Annotated in this window: 23 protein-coding genes and 1 riboswitch; of the genes, 21 read left to right on the top strand and 2 right to left on the bottom strand. The window is 41.0% G+C overall.

Annotated features, from left to right (window positions below; all coding sequences use genetic code 11):
- Positions 1 to 649: 649 nt before the first annotated feature.
- The 14 genes from MHI25_RS14740 to MHI25_RS14805 all read left to right on the top strand — a co-directional run bounded on the left by MHI25_RS14740 (position 650) and on the right by MHI25_RS14805 (position 17,845).
- On the top strand, positions 650 to 2,179 hold the full coding sequence (locus MHI25_RS14740; RefSeq protein ID WP_076184509.1) for a TPM domain-containing protein: 1,530 nt from the start codon (positions 650 to 652) through the stop codon (positions 2,177 to 2,179).
- Positions 2,180 to 2,353: 174 nt separating this feature from the next.
- A complete protein-coding gene (locus MHI25_RS14745) occupies positions 2,354 to 3,481 on the top strand; it encodes a phosphodiester glycosidase family protein (RefSeq protein ID WP_076125850.1) in 1,128 nt (375 codons plus the stop codon).
- Between the two features lie 120 nt (positions 3,482 to 3,601).
- Positions 3,602 to 4,534: a LysR family transcriptional regulator gene (locus tag MHI25_RS14750; protein ID WP_076105621.1), complete on the top strand. Its 933-nt coding sequence runs from the start codon at positions 3,602 to 3,604 to the stop codon at positions 4,532 to 4,534.
- A gap of 16 nt (positions 4,535 to 4,550) precedes the next feature.
- Positions 4,551 to 5,666: a 5-methyltetrahydropteroyltriglutamate--homocysteine S-methyltransferase gene (locus MHI25_RS14755; protein ID WP_076184511.1), complete on the top strand. Its 1,116-nt coding sequence runs from the start codon at positions 4,551 to 4,553 to the stop codon at positions 5,664 to 5,666.
- A gap of 139 nt (positions 5,667 to 5,805) precedes the next feature.
- On the top strand, positions 5,806 to 6,933 hold the full coding sequence (locus MHI25_RS14760) for a 5-methyltetrahydropteroyltriglutamate--homocysteine S-methyltransferase (RefSeq protein ID WP_340395587.1): 1,128 nt from the start codon (positions 5,806 to 5,808) through the stop codon (positions 6,931 to 6,933).
- 164 nt (positions 6,934 to 7,097) lie between these two features.
- Complete coding sequence (locus tag MHI25_RS14765) at positions 7,098 to 7,820, top strand: YebC/PmpR family DNA-binding transcriptional regulator (protein WP_036678376.1); 723 nt, start codon at positions 7,098 to 7,100, stop codon at positions 7,818 to 7,820.
- A gap of 7 nt (positions 7,821 to 7,827) precedes the next feature.
- Positions 7,828 to 7,890, top strand: a riboswitch (Fluoride riboswitch).
- Positions 7,891 to 7,957: 67 nt separating this feature from the next.
- Positions 7,958 to 9,268 (top strand): voltage-gated chloride channel family protein, encoded by a 1,311-nt coding sequence (locus MHI25_RS14770; protein WP_339190946.1) that lies wholly within the window; start codon positions 7,958 to 7,960, stop codon positions 9,266 to 9,268.
- A gap of 445 nt (positions 9,269 to 9,713) precedes the next feature.
- The gene (locus MHI25_RS14775; RefSeq protein WP_339248646.1) at positions 9,714 to 11,279 is read left to right on the top strand and encodes an ABC-F family ATP-binding cassette domain-containing protein; all 1,566 of its coding nucleotides are present in this window, start codon (positions 9,714 to 9,716) and stop codon (positions 11,277 to 11,279) included.
- 95 nt (positions 11,280 to 11,374) lie between these two features.
- Complete coding sequence (locus MHI25_RS14780) at positions 11,375 to 12,664, top strand: amidase (protein WP_340395588.1); 1,290 nt, start codon at positions 11,375 to 11,377, stop codon at positions 12,662 to 12,664.
- A gap of 169 nt (positions 12,665 to 12,833) precedes the next feature.
- Positions 12,834 to 13,424 carry a sigma-70 family RNA polymerase sigma factor gene (locus MHI25_RS14785; RefSeq protein ID WP_076125840.1) on the top strand — a complete coding sequence of 197 codons (591 nt, stop codon included), beginning with the start codon at positions 12,834 to 12,836 and terminating at the stop codon, positions 13,422 to 13,424.
- Positions 13,402 to 15,027, top strand: coding sequence for a DUF4179 domain-containing protein (locus MHI25_RS14790; protein ID WP_340395589.1), 1,626 nt, complete (start codon positions 13,402 to 13,404; stop codon positions 15,025 to 15,027). The genes MHI25_RS14785 and MHI25_RS14790 overlap by 23 nt, the downstream gene beginning before the upstream one ends.
- Positions 15,028 to 15,116: 89 nt before the next feature.
- Complete coding sequence (locus tag MHI25_RS14795; protein ID WP_076190427.1) at positions 15,117 to 15,344, top strand: hypothetical protein; 228 nt, start codon at positions 15,117 to 15,119, stop codon at positions 15,342 to 15,344.
- A gap of 129 nt (positions 15,345 to 15,473) precedes the next feature.
- Entirely contained in the window at positions 15,474 to 16,634 is a 1,161-nt protein-coding gene (locus MHI25_RS14800) for a DHHA1 domain-containing protein (RefSeq protein WP_340395590.1), read from the top strand.
- A 68-nt stretch (positions 16,635 to 16,702) separates the two neighbouring features.
- Entirely contained in the window at positions 16,703 to 17,845 is a 1,143-nt protein-coding gene (locus MHI25_RS14805) for a copper amine oxidase N-terminal domain-containing protein (protein WP_340395591.1), read from the top strand.
- Between the two features lie 74 nt (positions 17,846 to 17,919).
- Here MHI25_RS14805 and MHI25_RS14810 read toward each other — a convergent pair whose 3' ends face one another.
- Entirely contained in the window at positions 17,920 to 18,720 is an 801-nt protein-coding gene (locus tag MHI25_RS14810) for a polysaccharide deacetylase family protein (protein WP_076125834.1), read from the bottom strand.
- A 330-nt stretch (positions 18,721 to 19,050) separates the two neighbouring features.
- On the opposite strand from MHI25_RS14810, the gene MHI25_RS14815 reads away from it, so the two are divergent.
- Together MHI25_RS14815 and MHI25_RS14820 are read left to right on the top strand one after the other, a co-directional pair.
- Complete coding sequence (locus tag MHI25_RS14815; RefSeq protein WP_076308537.1) at positions 19,051 to 20,592, top strand: ABC transporter ATP-binding protein; 1,542 nt, start codon at positions 19,051 to 19,053, stop codon at positions 20,590 to 20,592.
- A complete protein-coding gene (locus MHI25_RS14820; protein WP_248548221.1) occupies positions 20,585 to 22,348 on the top strand; it encodes an ABC transporter ATP-binding protein in 1,764 nt (587 codons plus the stop codon). The genes MHI25_RS14815 and MHI25_RS14820 overlap by 8 nt, the downstream gene beginning before the upstream one ends.
- 26 nt (positions 22,349 to 22,374) lie before the next feature.
- Here MHI25_RS14820 and MHI25_RS14825 read toward each other — a convergent pair whose 3' ends face one another.
- Entirely contained in the window at positions 22,375 to 23,271 is an 897-nt protein-coding gene (locus MHI25_RS14825; RefSeq protein ID WP_076302025.1) for a LysR substrate-binding domain-containing protein, read from the bottom strand.
- A 133-nt stretch (positions 23,272 to 23,404) separates the two neighbouring features.
- Here MHI25_RS14825 and MHI25_RS14830 point away from each other — a divergent pair, with 133 nt between their 5' ends.
- The 5 genes from MHI25_RS14830 (at position 23,405) to MHI25_RS14850 (ending at position 26,637) form a co-directional block, all read left to right on the top strand.
- Positions 23,405 to 24,634, top strand: coding sequence for an MFS transporter (locus tag MHI25_RS14830; RefSeq protein ID WP_036678069.1), 1,230 nt, complete (start codon positions 23,405 to 23,407; stop codon positions 24,632 to 24,634).
- Positions 24,635 to 24,690: 56 nt separating this feature from the next.
- The gene (locus MHI25_RS14835) at positions 24,691 to 25,092 is read left to right on the top strand and encodes an NUDIX domain-containing protein (protein WP_248548222.1); all 402 of its coding nucleotides are present in this window, start codon (positions 24,691 to 24,693) and stop codon (positions 25,090 to 25,092) included.
- A gap of 190 nt (positions 25,093 to 25,282) precedes the next feature.
- Positions 25,283 to 25,708: a DMT family transporter gene (locus MHI25_RS14840; RefSeq protein WP_076280686.1), complete on the top strand. Its 426-nt coding sequence runs from the start codon at positions 25,283 to 25,285 to the stop codon at positions 25,706 to 25,708.
- A 31-nt stretch (positions 25,709 to 25,739) separates the two neighbouring features.
- Positions 25,740 to 26,198, top strand: coding sequence for a DMT family transporter (locus MHI25_RS14845; protein ID WP_076125820.1), 459 nt, complete (start codon positions 25,740 to 25,742; stop codon positions 26,196 to 26,198).
- 121 nt (positions 26,199 to 26,319) lie between these two features.
- Positions 26,320 to 26,637: an iron-sulfur cluster biosynthesis family protein gene (locus MHI25_RS14850; RefSeq protein ID WP_076125818.1), complete on the top strand. Its 318-nt coding sequence runs from the start codon at positions 26,320 to 26,322 to the stop codon at positions 26,635 to 26,637.
- Positions 26,638 to 26,671 lie beyond the last annotated feature (34 nt).

Here is a 26,671-nt window from a genome sequence, read left to right on the forward strand (position 1 = left end):
TCATTTTGCCGAGGTATCGGACTGTATAGCACTTATTGGCCAACATTTGCGGATAAGTGGTGTGGTTTTAAGTAAATAGCTGCAACTGAGTCCGATAGCCTGCCGCAAACCCGCAAATGAACAAAATAACGACTCCTGAGTCCGATCCATCGGCGAAAAGTGTGTTATCCAGCAGGGGATTCCAAAACTCCCATTATCTCAAGTAGCTAAGAGAGTTCAGTGTGTTACGGACCGTATTGCAGCTAATTCAGCATTTCAGCTCATTTTGCCGAGGTATCGGACAGTATTGCACTTATTGGCCAACATTTGCGGATAAGTGGTGTGGTTTTGAGTAAATAGCTGCAACTGAGTCCGATAGCCTGCCGCAAACCCGCAAATGAACAAAATAACGTCTCCTGAGTCCGATCCATCGGCGAAAAGTATGTTATCTCAGTAGGGAATTCCAAATCTCCAATGATCTTGAGTGTGATCCATCAACACAACACGATGATTGCCCCTAAAGCGACTCGCACGCCTCAAATCACCCGCCTCACAAACTCTAACCGTTTTTTCCTGTTGTGTAATTTCCAGTTTAGAATAAAATGGAACTATTCCGCTAACCGCGCGTAACCGATAAATAAGAGAGATAATGATAGATCAGGAGGTACATATGAACACGAGAACTCTAAAAATACTGCTACATACCACACTTGCTGCCTTATTGTTAAGTGTATTGCTTTTGCCGGCTGTAAGTTTAGCCAAAACTGCTGTACCTAAGCATACAGGGTCATTTTATGTGAATGATTTTGCGAATGTGATTGACGAGAAAGCAGAGAATTACATGGTGAACTACGGTATTCGATTACATCAGGCTACTGGAGCTCAAGTTGTGCTTGTAACTGTGGATTCTACTGAAGGGGTTTCGATGGAAGAGTATGCAAAATCGCTTTTCAATAGCTGGGGTGTGGGGGCTGCGGATAAAAATAATGGTCTCCTGCTGCTGCTCTCTATAAAAGATGATGATTATTGGGCGGTACAAGGTAAAGGTATAGAGGAATCATTGCCTAACAGTAAGATTAAAGAGATTCTTTCACAATATCTTGAGCCGGATTTCGCAGCTAAAACATACAGTAATGGTGCTAGGAAGACGTATGGAGCTTTTATTCAAGCTATGGGCGGCACTTGGGCAGAAAATGTTGGCACCAAAAATTACGTATCCGATAATGCGGGTGTGCTCAAAAAAGTAACTAAAGACTATCTGAACGATTCCAGCAACAGATATAAAACAACAACCGGAAGTGGAATTTATGTGGTCACCGTAAAAAATGCTGGGGATAAAACATTGCAGGACTATACTTATATGAAGTTTGCTTCGGTAGGTGCGGGTCCTAAGGATGTTATGCTGGTATTGGACATAGGCGGAGACAACTATCATGTTCTACAAGGCAAGGATATCGACAAGGTTTTAACCAATGAGGCTATTAGTAATATTTTAAATACCGTGCTTGAACCCCAATTTGTGAAAAAAGATTACGGTACGGGAGCTACAACGACAGTTAATTCGTTCTACAGTTTCTTGTTAGCGAGAGCGGATCATCCGCAAGGAGTTACTGGAAACAACGGAAACAATGTTAATCCTGGAACTACAACGAACTCTGGTTCTTCCTCTACTACAGCTACAAGTGGAGGTGAGGCGGTTAGTAAAAGCAAGGCTTTTCTAATTTTCTCAGCGATTTTTGGTTCGCTTATCTTATTTGGATTTACTGCTTCACGACGCAATAGATATATAGAAATGTATGGTTTGCCATTTAATCCATATAGCCAAAGGAATATACGCCGTTATGGTCCTTGGCATGGTCAAGCGGATTACGGTTATGGCAGACGCTGGCACAGACGTTATTATCATCACCACCATAGGAATACAAACAATTCGCAATCAAGTTTCTGGGGAAACAGTGGTGGCGGAGGCTCTACTAACGGTGGCGGTGCAGGACGGTATTCCTCAAGCAACGAGAACCATGGTGGTGGAGGTTCCAGCAGTGGTGGAGGAGCAGGAAGACATTCTTCAAGCTCATCCAGCCGCAGCTACTCAGATGATGATGATAGAGGCTCATCAGGTGGTGGCGGTTATTCCGGCGGTGGTGGCTCATCAGGCGGCGGCGGTAGCGCTAGCAGCGGCGGTGGAGTAGGAAGACATTAGATTTTGTTTAGCTTTAGATGAGCAGGTAGCCAAGATATTGGAAACCTGCTCTTTTTTGTTTTTGAAATGATGACTATTACTCAAATAGAAACTTTTAACGAAAATCATCGTCTATGATAAGGACGAGTTGTACATATTATCAAATTAGTAATATTTAGGGAGGAATACTCAGAAGTGAGCACTTCATCATTACCTCAACGTTCCAATGCACGCAATAAGAAACCTGTAAAGAAACCAATAAAAAAGCGGAAGAAACGAAGTTTTTTTCGTACCTTATCCAAAGTTTTTTTATTCTGCTTATTCTTAATGATCGCTGCTGGTGGATGGCTTTATTTTGCACCCTCGGCTCAGAACTTACGTTATACAATCGCAGATACGCTAATTACAACACAACATCGCTATATGGCTAAATATATTATAGGTGAAGATCAACTGAAGGACAGGGTAACCGAATATACCGCCCGTTTTGAAGAGATGGGGGACGAAATAGATACACATACGATCGCTCCCGAACCTGAGGTGGTAGAGAAGCCGCTTGTCGAGATTGAGAATGTCTCAGGCAGTGGCTATACCGGATATGTAATGATTGTTAATGATCCAACCAAAGTCCGGCTAGGAATACCTAATAAGATTGGTTCAGGTGAAAAAGTAACCAGTATGGTGAAGCGTACAGGCGCTATCGCTGGAGTTAACGGTGGTGGGTTCGCTGATCCGAACTGGAAAGGTAACGGGTTTAAACCCATAGGAATTGTAGTCTCACAAGGTAAGTTATATTACAACGGTCTTGGCGGTAAAAAATCTACACAGATTGTTGGTCTGGATAAACAAGGAAAAATGGTTGCAGGGAATTATACGCTAGATGAGATTAGTAAAATGGGGGTTCAGGAGGCAGTTACTTTTAGCCCGCGGCTAATCGTCAATGGCAAAGGATTGATTAAGAATGCAGCGGAAGGTTGGGGGATTGCACCTAGAACAGCAATGGGTCAGCGGGCAGATGGCGCTATTATTTTTGTAGTAATTGACGGTCGACAGCCTACTTATAGTATTGGAGCAAATCTCTATGATGTGCAGCAGATTTTGCTTAAGCATGGAGCCGTGATAGCGGCTAATCTGGATGGTGGTTCTTCTACGGTACTAGTAAAAGACAATGAGATTATGAATAAACCCTCATCCCAATATGGTGAGCGGTATTTGCCTACAGCTTTTTTAGTTTTTGAGCATCCAGAACAGGTTGATATGCCAAATATCTGGAAAGGACTAGATCCTGCCAAGATTGATGCTGGGAAAAAGAGAACACAATAAGTACGCGTTATTGGGCACATATTAAGGATTATCTTGGAATGAGATGTGTATTTATGCTACGATATCAGCTAGTATGAAACAGAATGTAGTACGAATAGGTCTGGAACAGGGGGAATAGGAGTGACGTTGCAGCAGCTCCGCTACGCTATCGAAATTGCAAATAGTGGCTCCATGAATGAGGCGGCAAAGAAACTCTTTGTTTCTCAACCGAGCCTGTCCAACGCTATTAAAGAGCTTGAAAATGAACTTGGGATTACCATCTTTGAAAGGACGAACCGTGGAATCAGCATTTCTGTAGAAGGAATGGAATTTCTCGGATATGCCCGTCAAATCATTGAACAAACAGAGCTTATGGAGAATCGTTATACTGGGAAAAAGCGTAGCCCAATCTATTTTTCCATTTCGACTCAGCATTATGCTTTTGTGGTAGATGCTTTTGTGAGTCTCATGAAGCAAAGTGATGTCTCAGAGTACAACTTCAGCTTGAGAGAGACGCAAACCTACGACATCATCGAAGATGTGCGTACTCTCCGTAGCGATTTGGGGATTCTTTATATTAACGAGAGCAACTATAAGCATATGAATAAGCTGTTCAGTGACGGTAATCTGAAATTCACGCCACTCTTTAATACTGACCCACATCTTTATGTTAGAACTGGACATCCGCTTGCCCAGAAGGAAAGGATCTCGCAGGACGATATTTTACCTTTTCCGTATATTACTTTTGAACAGGGTGAGAACAATTCACTTCACTTCTCGGAGGAAATGTTAAGTTTTTCTCAGATTGAGAAGAATATTAAAGTGAATGACCGGGCAACCTTGACCAATTTATTAATGGGCACGGACGGTTATACAGTGGGTACAGGAATCATGGCATCCGATCTGAACGGTAATGGACTGAAGACGATTCCATTTGAGAGTAATGAAGTATTCACGGTTGGTTGGATTGCGCATAAAGATCGTAGACCTAGTGTGATGGCATCCAAGTATATAGAAATCTTAAATGACTTGGTTTCCGGAAGTTATTTTGATCTAAATCATTTTTTACTATAGCTGTAGGAGGATCGGTATGATTAGACCCGTAACTGGCACCCAGAGAAATGCTCCACCCTTTCGCTATGATATCGTCGGCAGCTTCTTGCGTACGGAAGAGATTAAAGCAGCCCGCCTCCAATATGAGAATGGTGAAATTACAGGTAGTGAGCTTTATGAAATAGAGAATATTGAGATTGCTAAACTACTGGAATTAGAAAAGGAAGTAGGATTATTAGCAGTAACAGATGGTGAGTTTCGCCGTTCCTGGTGGCATCTTGATTTCTTTGTCGGAATTAAAGGAACTGAAAAGATTAACTTAAATCAAGGGAATGGAAGAGCGGAAACGGTTCAGCGTGCAGAATCATTCCGAATTGTTGACCGGATTTCCTTTGAAGATCATCCCATGCTACAGCAATTTATAAAGCTCAAGGAAATGGCGGGAGACCGGTTACCCAAAATGACGATCCCTTCACCTGCCCTATTTCACTTTGTGGAGGAGTTTAATGGAAATGAAGTTTACCCTGATAAGGAAACTCTATTTCAAGATATCATCGCGGTTTACCAAACTGCGATTCAAGCCTTTTACGATGCAGGCTGCCGTTATCTTCAGTTAGACGACACAACTTGGGGAACGCTGAGCAGTGGCCGACATCGCGCCCATTTACGAAGTAGAGGTACAGATCCCGATCAGTTAGCAAAGGATTACGTTAGGCTGATCAATGAGAGTATTGCGAATCGTCCGCATGATATGACCATCGCGCTGCACGTTTGCCGAGGTAATTTTCGCTCCACTTGGTTCGCTGCTGGCGGTTATGAGCCTGTTGCCGAGGTGCTTTTTTCCAATACCAAAGTTGATGCCTTTTTCTTGGAATATGATAATGAACGAGCTGGCGATTTCGAGCCCTTACGATTTATTAAAGACCAATTTGTAGTGTTGGGATTAGTAACGACCAAACATGGGGGTCTGGAGAGTAAAGAGCAGCTTAAGGCAAGAATCGAAGAAGCCGCACAATATGTAGATATTGAAAAGCTGTGCCTAAGCCCTCAGTGTGGATTTGCTTCTACGGAGGAAGGAAATATTCTAACTGAAGAAGAGCAGTGGGATAAAATACGCCTTGTGATCGAAACCGCCCGAGAGGTCTGGTTATAATTAAATAAGCTAATTTGGTGGCCTGCTATAGCGTAAGCTTATGGTAGGCCATAGTTTTTAGGAGTTACCCTGTCCTGATTGTACAGTGCTATAGTGAATTCAACAGAAAAGCACAGACAATAAAGGAGGCCGAACCCCTATGAGTACCATCCAAAAAGGAAAACAAAGAACTGAAGTGCCATTCAGAGTAGATATCGTTGGCAGCTTCTTACGTCCGGAAACGATTAAGAGAGCTCGTGTCCAATATCAAAATAATGAAATCTCCGCTGATGAATTGCGCAAGGTAGAAGATACAGAGATTGCCAGAGTTGTGAAAAAACAAAAAGCGGTTGGATTAAAAGGTGTAACGGATGGAGAGTTCCGCCGCTCCTGGTGGCATTTAGATTTTATGTGGGGCCTTGAAGGGGTAACAAAGAAAGTCAGCCCAGTGGGCTACCTGTTTAATGGTGTAGAGACCAGAGCGGAAACTGCAGAATTATCCGGTAAAATTCGTGGGACTAACCATCCAATGATCGCTGACTACAGACAATTGGTTAGCATAGCGGGAAATGATGTAGTAGCGCGCCAAACGATTCCTTCGCCAGCGCAGTTCCTTGCTGAACTTCAGCGCAATCAAAAGACTACTGTAGCTGTTTACGACAAGCAGGATGAACTTGTGGCTGATATTGCTGCAGCTTATCGTGAAGTTATTCGTGATTTCTATGAGGCAGGTTGCCGTAATCTGCAATTGGACGACTGCACATGGGGTATGCTCTGTGATAAAGGGTATTGGGAAGCCCGTCAAAAAGAGGGTGTAGATGTTAACGAAATCGCTAAGTTATATGCATTTGTAAATAACGAAGCGATAAAAGATCATCCAGTAGATATGGTTATCACGATGCATGTATGCCGTGGGAACTACGCGTCCACTTGGGCAGCATCCGGCGGATACGAGCCTATCGCAGAAGTGTTATTTGGAACGGTGGATGTAGATGGTTTCTATCTGGAGTTCGATACGGATCGGGCCGGAGACTTTGCACCCCTTAGATTTATTAAAGATCAACAAGTAGTTTTAGGTTTGTTCAGTTCGAAGTCAGGTGAGCTTGAGAATAAAGAAGAAATCATTGGACGGATTAAAGAAGCTTCGCAATATGTGGATATCAATCAGTTGTGCCTGAGCCCACAATGTGGTTTTGCCTCTACGGAAGAAGGAAACCATCTGACAGATCAACAGCAATGGGATAAACTGCAGTTTATTAAAGAGATTGCAGATGAAATTTGGCAGTAATCTATAAAAAATTAGCAGGCTCCTGATTGAATCAGGGGCTTTTTCTATCTGTATTGTGACAGCTTAGAGGATTAACCTACTACTGCACTTTACTAGAGCTATCGAAGAAGGGTATAATAAGTAACAATTGTTTTTAATTCATGTTGAAAGAGAGCGGGAACAATATGGGTCGTAAGTGGAATAATATTAAAGAAAAGAAAGCTTCCAAAGACGCAAACACAAGTCGTGTTTATGCAAAGTTTGGTGTTGAGATTTATGTAGCAGCAAAGAAGGGCGAACCCGATCCAGAAGCGAACCGGGCCCTGAAAGTTGTATTAGAACGTGCAAAAACTTACAATGTACCAAAAGCGATCATTGACCGTGCGCTTGATAAGGCTAAAGGTAGCGCTGAAGAAAATTATGAAGAGCTTCGTTATGAAGGATTTGGACCTAGCGGTTCAATGATCATCGTTGATGCGCTCACAAATAACGTTAATCGGACAGCTCCATTGATTCGTTCAACCTTCAGTAAGAATGGCGGAAATATGGGTGTCAGCGGATCAGTAGCTTACATGTTTGACTCTACGGCCGTTATAGGTGTGGAAGGTAAAACTGCTGATGAAGTAATTGAAATGATGTTTGATGCAGAACTTGATGTACGCGATGTGCTGGAAGAGGATGATGCAGTTATTGTTTATGCAGAACCTGATCAGTTCAATGCAGTACAAGAAGTATTCAAGAATGCAGGCATCACTGAATTCACTGTAGCTGAGTTAAACATGCTTCCACAAAACTATGTGGCACTCCCAGAAGATGCTCAAGCTCAATTCGAGAAATTGATTGATGCTTTGGAAGACCTGGAAGATGTTCAACAAGTGTATCATAACGTAGATTCAGAAGAAGAATAATTTAAGTTTTATAAAGGGCGATGGAGTTCGCCGTAACTGTCTCTCTGAGACTAATGACTCCTACCAGTGCGAGCTTCCCTGGTAGGAGTCTGTTTTATTGTTGAGACTAATTTATTTTGTCCTTAGGAGCTGTCGAGATGAATCCATGGTCTACCCGATGGTTTGAAATCACTAAGAAGCGAAGTTATTTTGCTCTTTGGAGTACATTTATCAAATGGATTGTGCTCGGCAGTGTAGTTGGTATTTTATCTGGCACCGCCTCTGCTTTTTTTCTAAAAAGCTTGGATTACGTAACAGATGTACGTTTAGAGCATCCAGGGCTACTTTATTTGTTGCCTCTTGGGGGAGTATTTGTTAGTTTCCTATATATGCGTTACGGAAAAAACAGCGCTAAAGGAAATAACCTTATTATAGAACAAATTCAGGATGGTAACGAGACCATTCCATTACGGATGGCACCCTTAGTATTGTTTGGGACACTGGTAACCCACTTATTTGGTGGATCCGCTGGGCGTGAAGGGACAGCTGTTCAAATGGGCGGAAGCCTTGCGGAATGGTTCGGAAAGCTGATTAAAATCAGTCCTCTGGATCGTAAGATACTGTTAATGTGCGGGATCAGTGCAGGCTTTGGTTCTATTTTCGGAACACCGCTGGCTGGAACCTTATTTGGTCTAGAGGTAGTAACCATTGGACTTATTAGCCAACAGGCATTACTTCCATGTTTTGTGGCTAGCTTTGTTGGTGATCTGGTCACCACTCGATTGTGGGGTGTTCATCATACACACTATGTAGTGAATGAATTTCCAGCTTTAAGTTTAATGATTATTCTAAAAGTGGTATTGGCCTCTGTAATTTTTGGTCTCGTGAGTATGCTTTTCAGTGAACTGACTCATTTTCTAAAAAGAATCTTCACCGCCAGGATAAGCAATCCAATGATAAAAGGTGCCGTAGGTGGATTAATTATCATTGCCTTAGTATTCCTTGTAGGGTCTCGTGATTACTTAGGCCTCGGAATTCCATTAATCAAGGATTCTTTTGAGGGAGATGTCTCGCCGTTCGCTTTTTTATGGAAGCTGATCTTTACCGCCTTTACCTTAGGAACAGGATTTCAGGGTGGTGAGGTTACTCCGTTATTTACGATTGGTGCCACACTAGGCAATGCTTTGGCTGGAATATTACATTTGTATGGACCCTTTTTAGCTGCCCTCGGTTTTATTGCTGTCTTCTGTGGAGCTACTAGCACGCCTATCGCTTGCTTCTTAATGGGGATCGAGCTGTTTGGTTCGGAAGGAGCCATATACATGTTTATCGCTTGTGTGGTGAGTTATTTATTCTCCGGACATAGTAGTATTTATACTTCACAGCTTATTGGTGTATCGAAGAGCCAGTTCATTACTATTCCTCAAGGGACTAGGATCGGTACGGTCAAACGCGCCCGCAAAAAATAACAGCACCTCTCGGATGGTGGTTGACAAGTGCGGATACACGATTTAAAATGTAGCCAAACGAAGGGATGGTTCAACATGATTCATGTGGAAACTGAAAAATTATATACCAGAAGCTGCTCCGAACAATCGGATACAAACGATGAAACGTTGTCCGGAGCTTAATCAAAAAGCGAATCGCTTTTTATATCATCGAAAGATAGCTAGGTCATTTTAGTGTGATTATTCATGCTTATTTGATTACGCCATCTTCCGATGTTAATGATTAAGAGGCTGTAGACAATTTTCGTCTACAGCCTTTTGTGTTTATAATGTTCAGTTTCCAAACTGACAATTATCTATTTGTGCCGTCTATTTGTGCACTAATAAGCAGAAGGCTTGCGCCCAAGGGCGCGGTGTCTTCTGCTTTTTTTGTGCTTAAAAACAATTATAGAAAAGAGGAAAGCAATTGAGTTTACTCGAGGTTTCTAATGTATCACATGCTTTTGGAGATAAAGTGCTGTATAAACAGGTTTTTTTGGAAGTCTACAAAGGGGAGCATGTAGGTGTAGTGGGTCAGAATGGAACAGGGAAAAGCACATTGATTGGTATTCTGACGGGCGAGGTGATTCCTGATGGTGGAACGATTAAATGGCAGCCCAATATCAAAATAGGTCATCTTGATCAATACGCGGTTATTGATGGGTCAAGTACCGTTCAAAGTTATTTAAGGAGAGCGTTCACTGAATTATACGAAATGGAAGAAAAGATGAATGCACTTTATGCGGAATGTGCTGTTACTGGCAATGAAGTGCTTTTGCAGAAGGCAGCAGACCTTCAGGAACGACTTGAGGCGCTCGACTATTATTCTATCGAGAGCAATATCAGTAAAGTGGTTACGGGGCTAGGATTAAATGCAATGGGGATGGACCGTCCTATTGATCAGCTTAGTGGGGGGCAGCGAACCAAAGTTATATTGGCAAAGCTGTTGCTTGAACAACCTGATGTGTTATTGCTCGACGAGCCCACCAATTATCTCGACACCACGCATATTAACTGGCTTGCTGAATATCTGATAGCGTTCGATCAAGCCTTCATTGTGGTCTCTCATAACTACACTTTTCTCGATAAAATATCAACAAGCATTTGCGATATTGAAGGGGAAACGATTAAAAAATATCATGGCAAATATGCTGATTTTTTGAGACAGAAGGAGCATTTTCGCGAAAGCCATATCCGGCAGTACCATGCACAGCAGAAAAAAATTGAAGCCACTGAGCAATATATCCGGAAAAATGGTGCTGGTGTTAATTCTAGAATTGCCCGTGGCCGTCAGAAGCAGCTGGATCGTATGGAGAGAATCGCTGCACCGACGTTTGTCACTAAAGCATCTATCCGTTTTCAAGAGCTTCCTGTTACTGCACAAGTTGCGCTTAGAGTAGACCATCTTGTGGTTGGTTACGATAGGCCGCTGCTGCCAAAATTAACATTTTCCATTCGAGGAGGACAAAAGATAGTCATAGCAGGCTTTAACGGCATCGGAAAATCAACATTGCTGAAAACATTAGTTGGTCAAATCCCCAGTGTTGACGGGGCATTCCGCTTTGCGGAACAAGTCTCTATTGGTTACTACGAGCAAGATTTAATTTGGGAAAACGATAACATGACACCTATTGAAATCGTCTCATCGTTTTATCCAAAATTGACTATTAAGGAAATACGTCGTCATCTAGCATTATGTGTTGTAAAAGATAGTCACGTTACACAGCCTATCCGTACACTCAGCGGTGGCGAACAATCCAAAGTTAAGCTGTGTCTTTTATTGCTTACAGCATGTAATTTCTTAATCTTAGATGAGCCCACTAATCACTTAGATGCCGAAACAAAAGATGCTTTACAGAATGCTTTAATCCAATTTAAAGGTACAGTGATTCTGGTTTCTCATGAGGAGCAATTTTATCAAGGGTGGGTGGATCGTGTAATCAATATTGTGGATGAAAATAGAAATAGAGAACTAAAGTATAGCCATAGATAAGGTTGCCTAGTAACATGAAGCTGTTCCAAATTAATACAATCGTCTTTAAATGGCTTCCTGGTTTAAGTGAATATTAAGGAGGGCTCCAATCAGACATGTACATTAATAAATCTTCGTTAGCTCAGTTTGCTCAGGGCAATAAGACCTCAGATGTGACCATGGATAGATATCTTACGCAGTATTTAGATCTTTACAATAAAGTAGAACCACACGTGCGTGCTTTTGTGCCAGAGGAGAACCGAGCAGATAGAATAAAAAATGAAGTGGCTAGGGTAAGAGAGAAGTATTCGGAATTTCCTAAACCATCGCTATATGGAATACCTGTTGGAATCAAAGATTTAATTCACTTAGACGGGTTGCCTACCTGTGCAGGGTCGAACCTTCCCCCACAAGCTTTGACGAAGTCTGAGGGCAGTTTTATTCAAAAGCTTCGGCAAAAAGGGGTTTGGTTCACCGGCAAAACAGTGACGGAGGAATTTGCTTATGCCGGACCTATCACGACCCGTAATCCTCATCAGCTGGATCATACGCCTGGCGGCTCTAGTGCAGGCTCTGCTGCTGCGGTTGCCGCGGGTATCTGTCCATTTGCGATAGGTACACAAACCTTGCGTTCTGTTATGGCACCTGCTTCATTTTGCGGAGTGGTCGGCTTTAAACCTAGTTATGCGCGTATCCCTATAGATGGTGTCCGATTGATGTCGCCATCTTTTGATACGTTTGGATTTTTCACTCAGGATATGGAGGGTATGGACTTTCTCGCCGCTGAGCTTGTAACGGAATGGAGACCTTTTAAAGAAGCTCGTAAACCTGTGCTAGGGATACCCGAAGGTGTATACATGACATTATTGGAGGATGACACCAAGATAACCTTTCAGAAGCAGCTTAAGAAGCTTGAGGAAGCAGGGTTCAGCATAAAAACAGTTGCGATGCCGTGGGAAGATAGCTTTATCTACGGAGATGCCATGGTGCGGTTTGTTCACGGAGAAATGGCGCAAGTCCATCATTCACTATTTGATATTTATAAAGATCTTTATGAGGATACCGTACGGCAGGCTATTTTATCTGGACGAACCATCACTGAGGAAGAACTGGAAGGATATCGTAGCGGACAAATCAAGCTCAGAAACGATCTATTAGATGTGCAGAAGTCACAGGGGATTGATCTGTGGGTTTCGCCGACTCAGGCAGGAACAGCTCCGCTGTGGGGGACACGAACCGGATGGACCGGAATGACGGCCATTTGGTCATATGCTGGAGCGCCTGCGGTGAGTATTCCAGCTGCCTCTATTAATAACATGCCATTAGGATTTCAATGTATCGGGGCATATGGCAGGGATGAAGAGTTAATTTATTGGAGTAAAGTGGTTTCTTTAGCGCTTCAGTGATTCTATGGCTTTAGAAATGGATCAATTGTTGTATTTTGTTCTAAAACGTAATCGGTAGATTACACAGTAGGTCTTCGTTTTATTTGAAGATCTACTTTTTTTTGTATAAAGTGAGAGTTTTTTTAATAGGGATCGTCTATATAGTATCGTGCTTCAAGGAGGCTTCAAGGTGAAGGGACATGTACCGAAAGTTGAAAAAGAGGATGAGAGGCTATGGATCCAAAATGTTCTCGATGGACATAAAGAAGACTATTCGTATCTTGTAAATCGATATAAGAATAAAATTTATGGGCTTTTGCGAGGAATGGGAGCCAATCATCAAGATGCACAAGACATAACGCAGGAGACGTTTATTAAAGCTTACCGTAAGCTGGCCTCACATGATTTGGATAAGAATTTTGCGGCGTGGCTATATGCGATCGCGACTAATTTACTGAAGGATTTGTGGAAAAAAGACCGACCGACAGCGAGTTTGCCAGACGACAATGCCGAACATTCTCTTTCGGATAATCCAGAAGAAGAATTAATGCGATCGGAGCATCGCACAGAGCTGCTTCACCTGATGCAGAAGCTCCCGTCTAATTATCGTACGGCTTTACTGCTTCGTTATACCAATGATTTAAGCTATGAAGAAATGTGTATGGTTCTAGATGTTCCATTAAGCAAGATTCAAAATGATTTATACCGGGCTAAACAGCGTTTGAAGCAGCTAATTACACTCCAGGAGGTGAAGACCGATGAGGTGCTTAAATTCCTATGAGATCGAAGAATATATTTTAAGCAAATCTATCTTACGAGATCAAGCCGTAGCTGAACATATGGCAACTTGTACGCAATGTAATATGATCTACGAAGCAGAGCTTGAAGAACAAGCAGAATGGTCGCAGGCTATGTATGAAGAGCGCTTACCAGATTCATTTACTGCCCAAGTAATGGCTTCTTTGGAACAAGTAGAGCTTGAGGAATTTACTCCAACACAAAGGAATCGCAAGCATCCGAAGCGCAATAAGTTGCTGAGATTATTTATGGGTGCGGCGTTGTTACTGGTTGTGCTAAGTGCCGTGATCTTATATTCCGTTCCTACACTGGCAGAGACTTTACGTTCTCTTTTTGTAAAAAACAACATGGACATTGGCCTTCTACGAGCACAAGAATTTGGGTTGGTAGAGCATCCTAATATTAAGGTGAAGGATAAGGGCTACACAATCAAAATAGATGAAGCAGTGGCAGATCCTACACGGGTAATTGTTGCGTTACAGTTGTTTGGACCAGATGGAAAGCATGATAAAAAGCGGTTGGCCCTTAATGATGGGAACAGTATTGCGATTAAGGATGATCAAGGGAAGGTTGTTGGGGAGTTATACGATATAGGATTTACCAGTGACTTTTACTATTTGATCGCTAATTTCACTGAACCTCTGCAAACTGATCGAATTACGGTCGAAGGTCATATTACTGAATTGGGAAGTGAACGCAAGAACATCCCTACTCTTAAAGGCGATTGGAATTTCAATTTTTCTATGGATATGACAGAAGCGAATAAACAAACAACCTCCATGCCACTAACGGGTATCTACACCTCCCCGGACGGTTTAACTGTGACCTTGAAAAAATTAACTCATATGGTGCAAGGTGTTCGTTTTGAGTTTGATACGCAATTGAGTGAAGAGGCATTGACCCGTTCTCCTGGCGAACTATGGAAGCAACAGGGCTTGAAATTCCATTTTGAGGATACAGCAGGCGAAGAGATTCACAGTGTTAATGCTAGAAAGTTTCCTAATAAGAATAGCGTGATGTCCTACTCTAACCTTCCCGGGGCAACAAAGGGACTTATGCACTGGAGCTATACGTTTAAATATTTACCTCAGGATACGCCTTATACTTTCGTATTGGATGGATATTTCATCCCAGAGAAGGATGGTTCTAGTGTGCAATTTGAGCCTGCCAAGTTGAAAGAACAGCCGATTCCCTTTGCATTTGACGGGGATGAACTGATGTTAAATGATTTTACAGTGGAGTCATCTCCCGATAACAATGTATCAGCGAAGGAAGGTGTATTACATTTTAGAGGAAGATTGAGAAATGAGTTTTTAAATAGTGAATGGATATTTAAGACACTAGATGGCAAGGAGTACAAACTCACTGAACAAGGAGCTTTTACTACTAAAGGGGTAGGATGGAAAGATGGTTATATTGAATTTATCGAGTCTCAGTCAAATAATCAAAAGAAATATTTCCAATTCCGTGCCGATGGCCTTACACAAATTCCCGAGCAGCTTCAATTAGTGCGCACGATAAACAATCGAATGTATTCTAATGTAGACTGGTCCGTTCCTATCATGGAAGCTAGCAAAAAAGAGTAAATATAGTTATTTGGTTTCCGGATTGTACAAGCAAATAAGGGGGAATAAGCATCTCATATACTATCACAATCGAAAAGAGGTGGTAGTTTATGACTGCTGCAGAGAAGAGAAAAATTCAAAGAGCTTTGAACGCATTGCGTAAGCAAAGAGTGGTTCTGAAAGAAAGTCTTAAAAGAATTGAAGCCATTCTTTGCAGGTTGCCTATTGGCAGTCGTGAAAGATTTGAATTGTTAGCAGTAAGAGACTCAATAGTAGAAGCGCTTCGACTAAATGCAATTGCCATTAGAAATTTAAAAGATGCTACTTGTTCTTGTTAATTACCCTAATACCAGTTCTACGCAGTTTTTGCGTGGAGCTGGTTTTTTTGAAATAATAAGATTCAAACTATCCGTTATGATACTATAAACTTAATATGTCGATAACGTAAAAAAGAGAGGAAACCATTTATGACTAACAAACTATACTACAATTCTACATACCAGACTGATTGGCAAACCCGTGTGACTGAAACCATAGAACGAGAAGATGGGCTTTATGTTCTTTTAGAAGAGACGGCTTTTTATCCGCATGGTGGTGGACAACCCTGTGATCTTGGAGCTATTCAGGGAATCCCTGTGCTTGATGTAATCAGTGAGGAAGAGCTTGTACTGCATAAGCTGGAACGTTTACCTAATGAGGAATCGGTAACTTGTCAGATCGATTGGAATAGAAGATTTGACCATATGCAGCAGCATAGTGGCCAGCATTTGCTCTCAGCGGTTTGTCTAGAAAAACATAACTTTATGACCTTAAGCTTTCATTTAGGTGAGGACTATTGCACTATTGATATAGAAGTTTCAGAACTGTCTTCTGATCAACTGTACTCCATAGAGAGAGAAGTTAATCGGCAGATTTACTTAAATCACAATATTCTCAGTTATTTTGTAACAGGGGAAGAGGCTGCACAGCTTAAATTGGTTAAACAGCCAAAAGTGACAGAGAACATCCGGATTGTTGAGATCAAAGATGTTGAATACAACGCTTGTGGGGGGACACATGTGTCCTCAACAGGTGAAATTGGGATAATTAAGCTTTTGAAAGCTGAGAAAATAAAAGGGAACACACGGATTTATTTTAAATGTGGATATCGTGCTTTAGAGGAATTTAATACTAGTCAGCAAATCCTTGGTACACTATCTTCCAAATTCAACACAGGCAAAGATGAGATTATTGATCGAATTGAAAAATGGGAAAATGAACAAAAGCTGCTGCAAGCTGAAATTTACCTGCTTAAAGAAAAAAATGACGACTATGTTGTGCAAGAGCTTTTAAATGAGCAAGCGGGAAAGATGATCGCACAAGTATTTGAAGATAAATCGCTAAAAGATCTACAGAGCTTAGCTAATAAGCTGACTTCGAAATGTGATCTTCCTGTATTATTAGCTACTTCTGCGGAGAATAAGGTTGTGTTTGCGCAGAACGGGAGCACGGAGATTTCCTGTGGAGCTTTTTTCAAAGCTCATCTAGGCAGCTATAATGGTAAAGGCGGGGGCAGCGATAAACTGGCGCAAGCAGGATTCCCAACTTGGGAGGATGCTTTGGCATTTTATGAGTTTGCTAGAGGGTGAGAAGAAACTTTTTCCATTATCTTCCGTCTAATTACATATGATTATAATGTCGAGGGAGACGGATAGAAATGATTAAATGGAAGGTAACGCTAGGAATCTTTGCTGTTTTGATTTTAAGTACTGGATATGGATCGGTATCTGCGCAAGCAGACAAGCAAATTCAATTTAACTATAAAGAAATTGGAATCAGCAGTAAACAAGTGATCGCGGAGAATATAACTTTTGTACCCTTGAAATCACTTGCAGATGCTATGGGTTATACGTTATCGTGGGATCAAAAATCCAAAATGGCCAAGCTGGTACGTCCAGAGTGTGAAGTCATCTTCACCGCGGGTAATGCAACGTCAAAAGTGAACGGGGCAGCGATGGCATTAACAAAATCTCCTCGTATCATAAAAGGTTCGTTGTACTTGCCATTGGTCTCTGCAGTCAGTGTACTCGGGGGTAAAACCGCGCTTAATAAAACGGATGGGGTTATCCAAATCGTAGATGAACCTAGATTTGTTGCTGCTTCTGTAGAAGGTAGATCCTATTGGATATCTCAAAAAAACGCTAATTTATATTACCGGGCTACGGCAGCTGGGAAACCAGTAATTATTGGCCAACTACCCCTTAAGGAGTCAGCTTACAATCATGGATTTGAGATTAAAAAACTTGGAAATGGCACGGACTTACTCCAGTTAACGGACAATCACTATGCAATGTTTAATGATTTCAGCAACAGCTATCAGGTATTAGTTCAAGCAGGTACAATAATTAAGCAAATGGATTATCATTATATGATTTCTGCTTATCCACATGCGCCTCAAGTACCTTCCACTCAGGTGTATATGACCGATGGGAAGAATGTTCAGTATATTACTAAGGATGGCGGTTTGGGCAAGTTGTTTGAGATGGAGAAATTAACCGGGGCAACCGGTGATTTCATAGTGGAGTACGCCGCGGAGGATGTGGCACTTGTTCGCTTATTAGATACAACACAATTATATATTGTCTACAGCAGTACAGGAGAAATCGTCAATCTCAGTGAACAACTGATTACTAGTGAGGATCGTAAAGAATGGGATAAAGTAAATGATGACAGAGATCAATACATTCTGAGCAGAATGTTAGGGATGAAAAGCCGTAAGGGGAATGTGCTGACATTCACCTATACGCCAATCCTTGAGGAAAAAGCAAAAACAGTGACATATACACTTCTAGCGAAATAATTCGGAATCACATCAATATAATTAGTACAAAAAAGGAGCGATGTTGAACATCGCTCTTTTTTATGTATTTATGATTATTTCGTTGTCATCATACTTCCACCCTTAATCTGAACGGGTTGATCATTTATAGATACCCAAACATCTATGGCAGAATTGTTGCGGATAATCGTTTTGTCGGCACTTAATTTCAGTGAATACAGGGCAGTGACATAATCATAAATCTCAATATTAGTAGCGTACCAAATATCTGAATGTCCACCTGCTTGTTGGCAAAAAGTTTCGATTAGCTCCCAATTGTTCTGCTGTGCGAACTCATAGCTATGGCCCCAAACATAACAGAGTCTTAGTTTCTGGGAGGGTCCTTCCATTGTGAATCGCTCCCAAACCTGATGCAGATCTTCAATATGGTGGCAGGTTGGATGCCATTCCATGAAATTAAGAGGCATATCAAATTGTTTAGTAGAGTGAACAGTGCGGCTGTATTCAATTCCAACGGACTGAAGTGGTGCAATTATCTCCTGAGAGTATGTACCGTAGGGGTAGGACATGCCTCGCACTGGATAATCCACCAGCTTTTCCAATCGTTTACGGTCTTCGAACAGCTCTTCAATTACCATCGGTAAAGGAAGACGCTCTAGATGTGGGTGAGTAACGGAATGGGCGGACACTTCATGATTCCTGAGCGAATGCTTAACATCAGCGGGCGATAAGAACCCAGGTGCATTGATCATTGCACTATTTAAATGGAAGGTCCCTTTGATTCCATATTGATCAAAAATACCAGCCAAGCGGATATCGTGTTTCTGGCCGTCATCATAGCTCATAGTGAGCGCCTTAGATAATCCGCCTGGGAATAAGTTGAATTGAAGTTTCATGAATTCACACTCCTATAATTTGGTAAGCTCGAAATTACTTCTTCCAATTATAAGCAATTAACGTTATAATCAGATTCCACGTTTAAAAATGAAAGAGTTTTCAGTGAAAAATATACACTTAAGGAGAGATGCTATCTGCCTGACTTTCTCTACGTTGTAAAACTACTCTATGTAAAAGACAAAAGAAACTCACTTTTATATTTTATCACTAACCTGCTGAGCCCACCAATTCTATTTGCAGAGCTGTTCATAACGAAATATGTGGTTGACCTCATTCAGAACTTCACGACTAACGCCTACCTACATATCTTACTATTGGTAAGTTCACTGATGTTAATTTTATATCTGGCTGGCATCAATGGTTCTCTTCGAGCCATTTCTGTAACCAATTTAACGGCAACCAGTATTTATGAACTGGAACATAGTATTTTGGCTAAGACCTCTAAATTATCGACGGCTTTATTAGAAGACCCCGCAACAAAAACGATTAGAGAAAAAGCAAAACGGCTTTCCCTGATCGATTTATTAGATCAATGGACCGGAATGACAATCCACTTTATAACATTAATCGCACTTATCGTAGTCCTATCCTGTTATGGCTTTTATATCCTGGCAGTGTTCATTTTAGTTGTACAAATTCTGCAGCTTTACCTCATGAGATGGATGTCTCGGAAAGTAGAGGCCATTTCAGCGAATCAAACCTCCTCTGTACGAATGATTAATTATATCGTTGATTTGCTGGTTAGTAGAAATACCCTCCCGGAAGTAAGAATGTACGGAATGTCCTCCTACTTGGTTACCACAATGAAAGAGATCTTTAATGGAAATTTCAAACAAATGCACCGAAAAGTTATTTTATCTGAGACCTTAAGCTTCTCCCAAAGTATAATAATGACTTTATTAAACGGGCTTACGATTGCTATTTTAGCAATTACGCTTGGAGGTAGCGGGCAGAGCGCCGGACTTTTCGTATTATTACTTCAGATATCTAGTCAATTATTTATTGTCATTCCTGCACTAACAAGGATGTATTCTGATCTGACCAAAAGTCGCGTGCGCTTCAATGAGTATAGTGCGTATTTGGAACTTGAAGAGCAAGTTCAAAGAGATCCGGAAGATTCCATAAGGAATACCGATGCGATGCAGATCACAATTCAGCAGTTGAATTATCGTTATGCGACCAATGCACAGGACACGCTTAAAAATATAAACATGACCCTCAAACCTGGTGAACGAGTTGCTTTTGTAGGTGAGAATGGTTCAGGAAAATCCACGCTCATCAAGCTGATAGCAGGGTTATACCATCCAACAGCGGGAAACATCCAATGGTTTAATGGAGAGCAGGAAGTTCTGGCTCATAACGTCACAAAGGGTGTGAGAGTTGTATTTCAGGATTTCACTAAATTACATAGACCAATTCGAGAAAACATAGCCATGGGGAATATTGCTGCCATGTATGACGATTCAAGATTATTAGCTGCGATGAGAAAAGCAGAAGCCGATTCTTATGGTGTTGCGTTGGACACTTTAGTAGGTCCACAGTTTGGGGGGATCGATCTGTCTGGTGGACAATGGCAAAGACTTGCGATTGCACGTGCTTACCTCAACAACGGCTCGCTTACGATTTTTGATGAACCTACTGCAGCCCTTGATCCTTACGCGGAACAGCAGGCGTTTGAAACCTTTATGAAATTAGGAGAGCAGCAGACCTCCATTATTGTGACACATCGGCTATATATGTCCAAATTTGTTGATAGAATTTTTCTGTTTGAGCATGGAGAAATCGTAGAAAGTGGAACACATGAAGAATTAATGATATTGGATGGTAAGTACAGGGGAATGTTTAACCGCCAGTCCTCTTTATATGGCTGAGAAAGGAGAGATTCTGCTGAGAAGAGACCTTAAGAATATTTTAACGATACTGGCACGGATGATTGGAAAAAGTCCAGTAATCTCAACAATAACGATCATAGTTCCTATAATCAGTGGATTATTAACTTTTTACTCGTATTCTGTTCAAGTTCATATCATTAATGCAGTAGCTGCTGGTGCGATAACCTTTATTCCGATTCTATGGTTTGTTTTAATTCATGGAGTACAAGCCTGTTCATTGAGTATAACCAACATAATGAAAAGTCGAATGAATGCGGAACTAACTCTCGCTTTCCAATCCGAGCTGATAGATATTGCAAACCAAGTTGACTTTGAGGATTTTGATGATGAAGAGTTTGGGAACAAGCTGCAAAGAGCTAAAACAATAGTTGGAGAAGATTTAGAGGGAATTACTGGTTTTTTGGTGTCCAGTGTAGGAAATATCTCAGGACTTATAAGTATCATCTGGTTATCGGCTACAAGTGGATATTTTTTAGTCACACTGGTGGTGGGTTTAATGATCGTATCTACTTTATCTTTTCGAATGTTTACTGAGATTAAAGTTAGAAGAACAGGGCGAGAGCTTACTTTTGACGGAAGAATGGGGGATTATCTAGCTGTAACTTTGGAAGATCCTAATGCGATTAGGGAAATGCGAATCTATAACTCTATCTCCTATTTTACGGATCTCTGGGCAAAGCTTATGAAGAAGCAGCATGATAAAAGGTATAGTGCGAGGAAATTCGAAATCAAAACAGGGATGATTGTGGCTATGGTTCAGACGAGTGCTATTTTTATCGTATTGGTCTATCTGTTAAGTAAAATGGGGGAGTCAAATACAGTTACTGTGGGGACAATCTCAGTATTATTTCTGGCTTTGTTAACTTGTGGTGGTAAAATCATGAGTTTGACTTGGCCGCTAAGCAAGCTTTACATCAGCAGCAGTAAATTATATGACTTAAATGAAGTGCTTACCTATAAAAATAGAGATTTCCGAAAAAATAATATCAATAACAGCTCTGAAGCTATGCTTCCTATTACCGTTTCAAATGTCTATTTTAAATACGCCAAATCCAGTAAGTCTGTTTTATCTAACATCAATATGGTCATAAAGCCCGGTGAGAAAATAGCCATCGTTGGAGAAAATGGAGCAGGAAAGTCTACCTTGATCAAATTGTTATTAGGGCAGTACACTGCTAGTTCTGGATCTATTTACTGGAAAGACAGTCCAGAACCTCAAGGTAAAGTATCCGTCGTGTACCAGCATTCTATTAAATTCGAAATGACACTAAGAGAAAACATCCTGTTGGGTGATGCCAAATCTTCGGCGGACGATGTGAAAATACTAAGTATTCTGGAAAAATGTGAGCTGATGGATTTGTTTTACGAATTAGGGGGACTAGATGTAAGGTTAGGTCAAATGCTTGAAGGAAGCAGGCAGCTATCAGGCGGACAGTGGCAAAAGCTGGCGATAGCGCGTGCGTTATATAATGATGCGGATCTTATAGTGTTTGACGAACCTACTTCTGCGATTGATCCGAATGCTGAGATGCAGATCTATACACAATTATTAGATATCTGCCAAGATAAAGCTGCCATCTTCATTTCACATAGACTGGGCTGGGCGAAAAATGTTGATACGATCTATGTTATTGATAATGGAAGTATAGCTGAAGTGGGGCAGCATCAAGACTTAATAAATAATAAAGGGATTTATGCAGATATGTACGTTTTACAATCATCTTGGTATAACTAAAAATGCTTAGCATAGTAGTTTTTACCTTAATTATATTCATGAGGTTTACTGAAAAAATCCACAGCAAATTTCCGGAAATGTATAGCTGCTTGCGATAAAAAGTGCTTTCTGCTCCATGCGATGCCAAAAGAGCGTTGACATAGTGGTTCTGTTATTTTTAATTGAACAATTTCTGTATTTTGACTTCTTCTGCCTAAGGAGAGAGGGAGGGTGAAGGTGATTCCTAGTCCCATTTCTACTAGGGTTTGAATGGCGCTTACTTCTTCAAGCTCGAACGTAATTTGAGGTTCAAATCCAGCTTGTCGGCAAAATTCATCTGAAATTTCACGGAAATTATATCTAGAAGATAAAGAAATGAAATTCTCACCTGCAGCTTCTATCAAAGAAATACTCTTTCGATTAGCAAAGCGATGATTCTTGGGCACAGTTAAACATAATTCTTCTTCTGCTAAGGTAAGCCACTCGATATCTGGTCCGGTAACAGGTGTAGATGATATGCAAAAATCAATCGCTGCACTCTCTAAATCATTTCTCATTTCTAACGCAGAGCCGAGCTGACGTTGGATGATCCGTACATGCGGATGAAGGGTAAGAAATTCTTTTAGTAAAGTGGGCAATACATACGGGAGTGTGGCCGCAATGGAAATTACACCATGTTCAAGTCCAGCCATATCTGTGAGCTCACGCTGTCCTTCTTCAAGTTCCATAAAAGCTTGCTCGACACGTTGCAGATAGGTTTTTCCGAATTCGTTCAATTTTATATTTCTGCCTTGTCGCTCGAATAAGGGAACACCTAAGTTTTTCTCTAAACGCTGTATGGAATTACTAAGGGAGGGCTGAGATACATTTAATTCTTTTGCGGCCTTAGTCATGTGTTCATGGCGTGCAACTGCCTGAAAATATTGAAGCTGAAGGAATTCCATAACAAAAACCTCACTTTACTTATAACTCTAATGTGATCTATCGATCATATAATATGTATTTTACTTAATTAATTTTCAGTCCTATACTATTGTAACATATAAAAAGTTATAGGTAGGATGGAGAGAGTCTGTTGTGATTAGAGAGAAAATATGGACCCGGAATTTTATTGTTGTTTGCTTAAGTAGTTTTTTTATGTTCCTGACCTTTTACATTCTGGCAACTGCATTCCCGTTATACGTAAAGGAAAGCTTACACGGGAATCAGCAGCAAATGGGGTTAGCGATTACTATCTATGTAATAGGGGGAGTATTGATCCGTCCTTTTTCGGGACAATGGGTCGATAAATTCGGCAAAAAGAAAATGGCGGTTATTGGGCTAACCATATTTCTAATCGCCTGTATTGGTTACTTCGGATCTAATGGAATTGTATTATTCCTGGTAATTCGTTTCCTTCACGGAATGAGTTATGCTGTTGCATCGACAGCTACTAGTACAATAGCCTCGACGCTAATTCCTTATTCACGTCAAGGAGAAGGCATCGGTTATTTTAGCATGTTTATGAGCATTGCTATGGTCATTGGACCCGCATTGGGTCTTTTTCTCTGGAAAGATGAGAATATTAATGTACTACTGTTAGGCGTGTGTGTGATTGCCGCTCTCTCGCTGTTATTCACGTTAGGTGTTCGGATGCCAAAAGAAGATAAGGCTAACGTTATTGAAGCTGTTAAGGAACCTGCTAAGACGCGAAAAGGGCTTCGCTGGAGAGACGTAATCGAGCCGAAAGCCTTGCCGATATCACTTGTCGGATTTACGCTTGCTTTTTCCTACAGCTCCTTGTCTGGATTTATAGCTTCTTTTACGAAAGAAATTCATCAATCACAGCTAACTGGTTATTTTTTTGTGGCTTTTGCAATTATGATTGTATTGTTTCGCCCGGTTATAGGTAAAGTATTCGATAAATATAATGAGCATATTCTCATCTATCCCGGAATTCTAATCTTCGCCGTTGGATTGCTTAGTTTAAGTCAAGCTCGGTCTGGTTTGATGTTAATGATGTCTGGTGTCATTATGGGAATTGGATATGGTGCACTTATGCCATGTTTCCAGACTCTTGCGCTTAAATTAGCGGCTAAAGATCGTAGAGGTAGTGCGAATGGGACCTTTTTCTTGTTATTTGATTTGGGTTATGGAGCGGGCTCCTATTTCATGGGTTTAATTGCTTCTTATACGGATTACCGAATGATGTATGAGGTTGCAGGGGGAGTAACACTTCTTTCGCTTGCTGCGTACTATTTGCTTCATCATGTACCTCAGGCCAAAGCTAAGCTGCACATACAAAAATCAAATATAGACGTTGTATAAATAGATGGTCTTGGCTGTATGATATAATTATTAGAAAAAAATATGGGGAGAACTGTATGACTACAATCATTGATAAAATTGCATGGATTCATATTCAGAATGGACAAGTTTTGTGTGCGCGTTCCAAAGGGAAAGATACCTATTATTTGCCTGGAGGAAAAAGAGAAGCTGGAGAAACAGACGAGGAGACGCTCGTGCGCGAAATCGAGGAAGAGATCTCTGTTCGTATTAAACCAGAAACCATCTCCTATTTTGGAACCTTTGAAGCGGAAGCTCACGGTAAAGAGGAAGGCGTCATAGTTAAAATGACATGTTATATCGCGGATTTTGAAGGTACACTTAGTCCTGCGTCGGAAATTGAAGAGTTATCCTGGTTATCTTATAAGGATAGAAATCGTGTTTCAGTTGTTACACAGATCATTTTTGATCAATTGCATGAGCATAAATTACTTTCCTAATCCACAATTTAAAGTTCTGAAAGCCCGTTTTAAGCCTAAGAGATGGCTTGAGGCGGTCTTTTTTTTGAAAATATACGAAAGGCTTATAGGGGCAACAACATCGTTTATTTTGCTTTGGGACAGATGTCCTTTTTTAAAGGCCTGAATTGCTTTTTAATATGTAAGAGATCGAAGTTGAGGAGAGAGAGAAATGAGAGGAATTATATTTGCGTTTTTAGCGGGGGCTTGTATCACTCTGCAAGGAGTATCTAATGCTCGAATTAGTCAAGATATTGGGACTTGGCAAGCTGCGACAATTACACAGTTAACAGGATTTATCATGTCGTTACTAATCCTCTTATTTGTTAGAGATGGGAAATGGCAAGGAATAAAAGAAGTAAAACCATTATATCTAATTGGCGGATCTTTTGCCGCAGTCGTTATTTTCAGTGAAGTCACTGCCATTCAACAGATTGGCGTTACTTTTACTATATCGACATTGCTGATTGCACAGCTATGCTTGACCTTCTTAATTGATATTAAAGGCTGGTTTGGGATGGAAAAACGACAAATGAGACTCCCACAGTTTATTGGGATAGGGTTGATGATTGCGGGAGTAGTGATTTTGAAATTCTGAGAATACAATCAACAACTGGAGGAGTTACGTTATGATTTTAGGGTTAATATTAGCGCTTGTCGCGGGTTCATTCGTTAGTTTACAAAATATTTTTAATACGAAGGTTAATCAAAAGGTTGGATCTTGGGCCACAACGACGTTAGTATTAGGGTTGGGTTTTCTGGCTTCCTTTATCATGAGTCTTATCTTTGAAGGCGGCCGAATATTTACTTTGCGAAATATGGAGCCTTGGTACTGGATCAGCGGATTGATCGGGGTGGGTGTAGTAATCTGTCTCGTGCAAGGCACCAAACGTCTTGGGCCAACCTATGCGATCTCGATCGTATTAATCTCTCAGCTTGGGTTTGCTTTATTGTGGGATTCCCTCGGCTGGTTAGGGCTTGAAAAGGTTCCATTCACCTGGAAGCAGTTGGTCGGAGTACTCGTGATTGTTGGCGGTATTCTAGTGTTTAAGCTAGGTGGTGCCCGGGAGACTCAAAAGTCGGCTTAATTTATCCTCAGACTCATGTTTGTCAAAATAGAAGTGATGGCAGTCACACGAGAGTGAAAGCAAATCAATCTATACTTTGGGAAAGTAGTAACTCAATTATAAATAAGGAGCAGATCATCCAATGTTCATACAATTGAACTCTCTAACTACAGAAAAGTTAAATGAAAACCTTGGTGAACGACCAGGTTATTTTAAATTGTTCTTCGATACAGAGGGCTGTGGTTGTAATGGCGTGATCGTAATTCAGATTATTAGTGAACCCCATGCTACAGATATTGAAGTTCAGAAAGAGCCCTTTACTTTTTTTGTGGACCGTCAACAGGAATCTTTATTTGATGAACAGATGCGACTTGAAGCAGATGAGAATTACCCGTCATTCAGATTAAGTAGTGATTCGGGCCTGTTAGGAAGCAATATTCGAGTAAAAGATATTCGCTGAGTAGAGCACTGCTACTAAAAACCAGAGCATTTGA

Origin of the sequence: Paenibacillus sp. FSL E2-0177 (assembly GCF_037992975.1) — a bacterium.
GTDB lineage: Bacteria > Bacillota > Bacilli > Paenibacillales > Paenibacillaceae > Paenibacillus_AQ > Paenibacillus_AQ odorifer.

Excerpts from the sequence above, each read along its gene's own strand:
- MHI25_RS14740 (WP_076184509.1), top strand. The coding sequence starts at position 650 with ATGAACACGAGAACTCTAAAAATACTGCTACATACCACACTTGCTGCC.
- MHI25_RS14815 (WP_076308537.1), top strand. The coding sequence starts at position 19,051 with ATGTTAATTTTATATCTGGCTGGCATCAATGGTTCTCTTCGAGCCATT.
- MHI25_RS14755 (WP_076184511.1), top strand. The coding sequence starts at position 4,551 with ATGATTAGACCCGTAACTGGCACCCAGAGAAATGCTCCACCCTTTCGC.
- MHI25_RS14845 (WP_076125820.1), top strand. The coding sequence starts at position 25,740 with ATGATTTTAGGGTTAATATTAGCGCTTGTCGCGGGTTCATTCGTTAGT.
- MHI25_RS14795 (WP_076190427.1), top strand. The coding sequence starts at position 15,117 with ATGACTGCTGCAGAGAAGAGAAAAATTCAAAGAGCTTTGAACGCATTG.
- MHI25_RS14770 (WP_339190946.1), top strand. The coding sequence starts at position 7,958 with ATGAATCCATGGTCTACCCGATGGTTTGAAATCACTAAGAAGCGAAGT.
- MHI25_RS14825 (WP_076302025.1), bottom strand. The coding sequence starts at position 23,271 with ATGGAATTCCTTCAGCTTCAATATTTTCAGGCAGTTGCACGCCATGAA.
- MHI25_RS14765 (WP_036678376.1), top strand. The coding sequence starts at position 7,098 with ATGGGTCGTAAGTGGAATAATATTAAAGAAAAGAAAGCTTCCAAAGAC.
- MHI25_RS14810 (WP_076125834.1), bottom strand. The coding sequence starts at position 18,720 with ATGAAACTTCAATTCAACTTATTCCCAGGCGGATTATCTAAGGCGCTC.
- MHI25_RS14780 (WP_340395588.1), top strand. The coding sequence starts at position 11,375 with ATGTACATTAATAAATCTTCGTTAGCTCAGTTTGCTCAGGGCAATAAG.
- MHI25_RS14840 (WP_076280686.1), top strand. The coding sequence starts at position 25,283 with ATGAGAGGAATTATATTTGCGTTTTTAGCGGGGGCTTGTATCACTCTG.
- MHI25_RS14820 (WP_248548221.1), top strand. The coding sequence starts at position 20,585 with ATGGCTGAGAAAGGAGAGATTCTGCTGAGAAGAGACCTTAAGAATATT.
- MHI25_RS14850 (WP_076125818.1), top strand. The coding sequence starts at position 26,320 with ATGTTCATACAATTGAACTCTCTAACTACAGAAAAGTTAAATGAAAAC.
- MHI25_RS14800 (WP_340395590.1), top strand. The coding sequence starts at position 15,474 with ATGACTAACAAACTATACTACAATTCTACATACCAGACTGATTGGCAA.
- MHI25_RS14790 (WP_340395589.1), top strand. The coding sequence starts at position 13,402 with ATGAGGTGCTTAAATTCCTATGAGATCGAAGAATATATTTTAAGCAAA.
- MHI25_RS14760 (WP_340395587.1), top strand. The coding sequence starts at position 5,806 with ATGAGTACCATCCAAAAAGGAAAACAAAGAACTGAAGTGCCATTCAGA.
- MHI25_RS14805 (WP_340395591.1), top strand. The coding sequence starts at position 16,703 with ATGATTAAATGGAAGGTAACGCTAGGAATCTTTGCTGTTTTGATTTTA.
- MHI25_RS14835 (WP_248548222.1), top strand. The coding sequence starts at position 24,691 with ATGACTACAATCATTGATAAAATTGCATGGATTCATATTCAGAATGGA.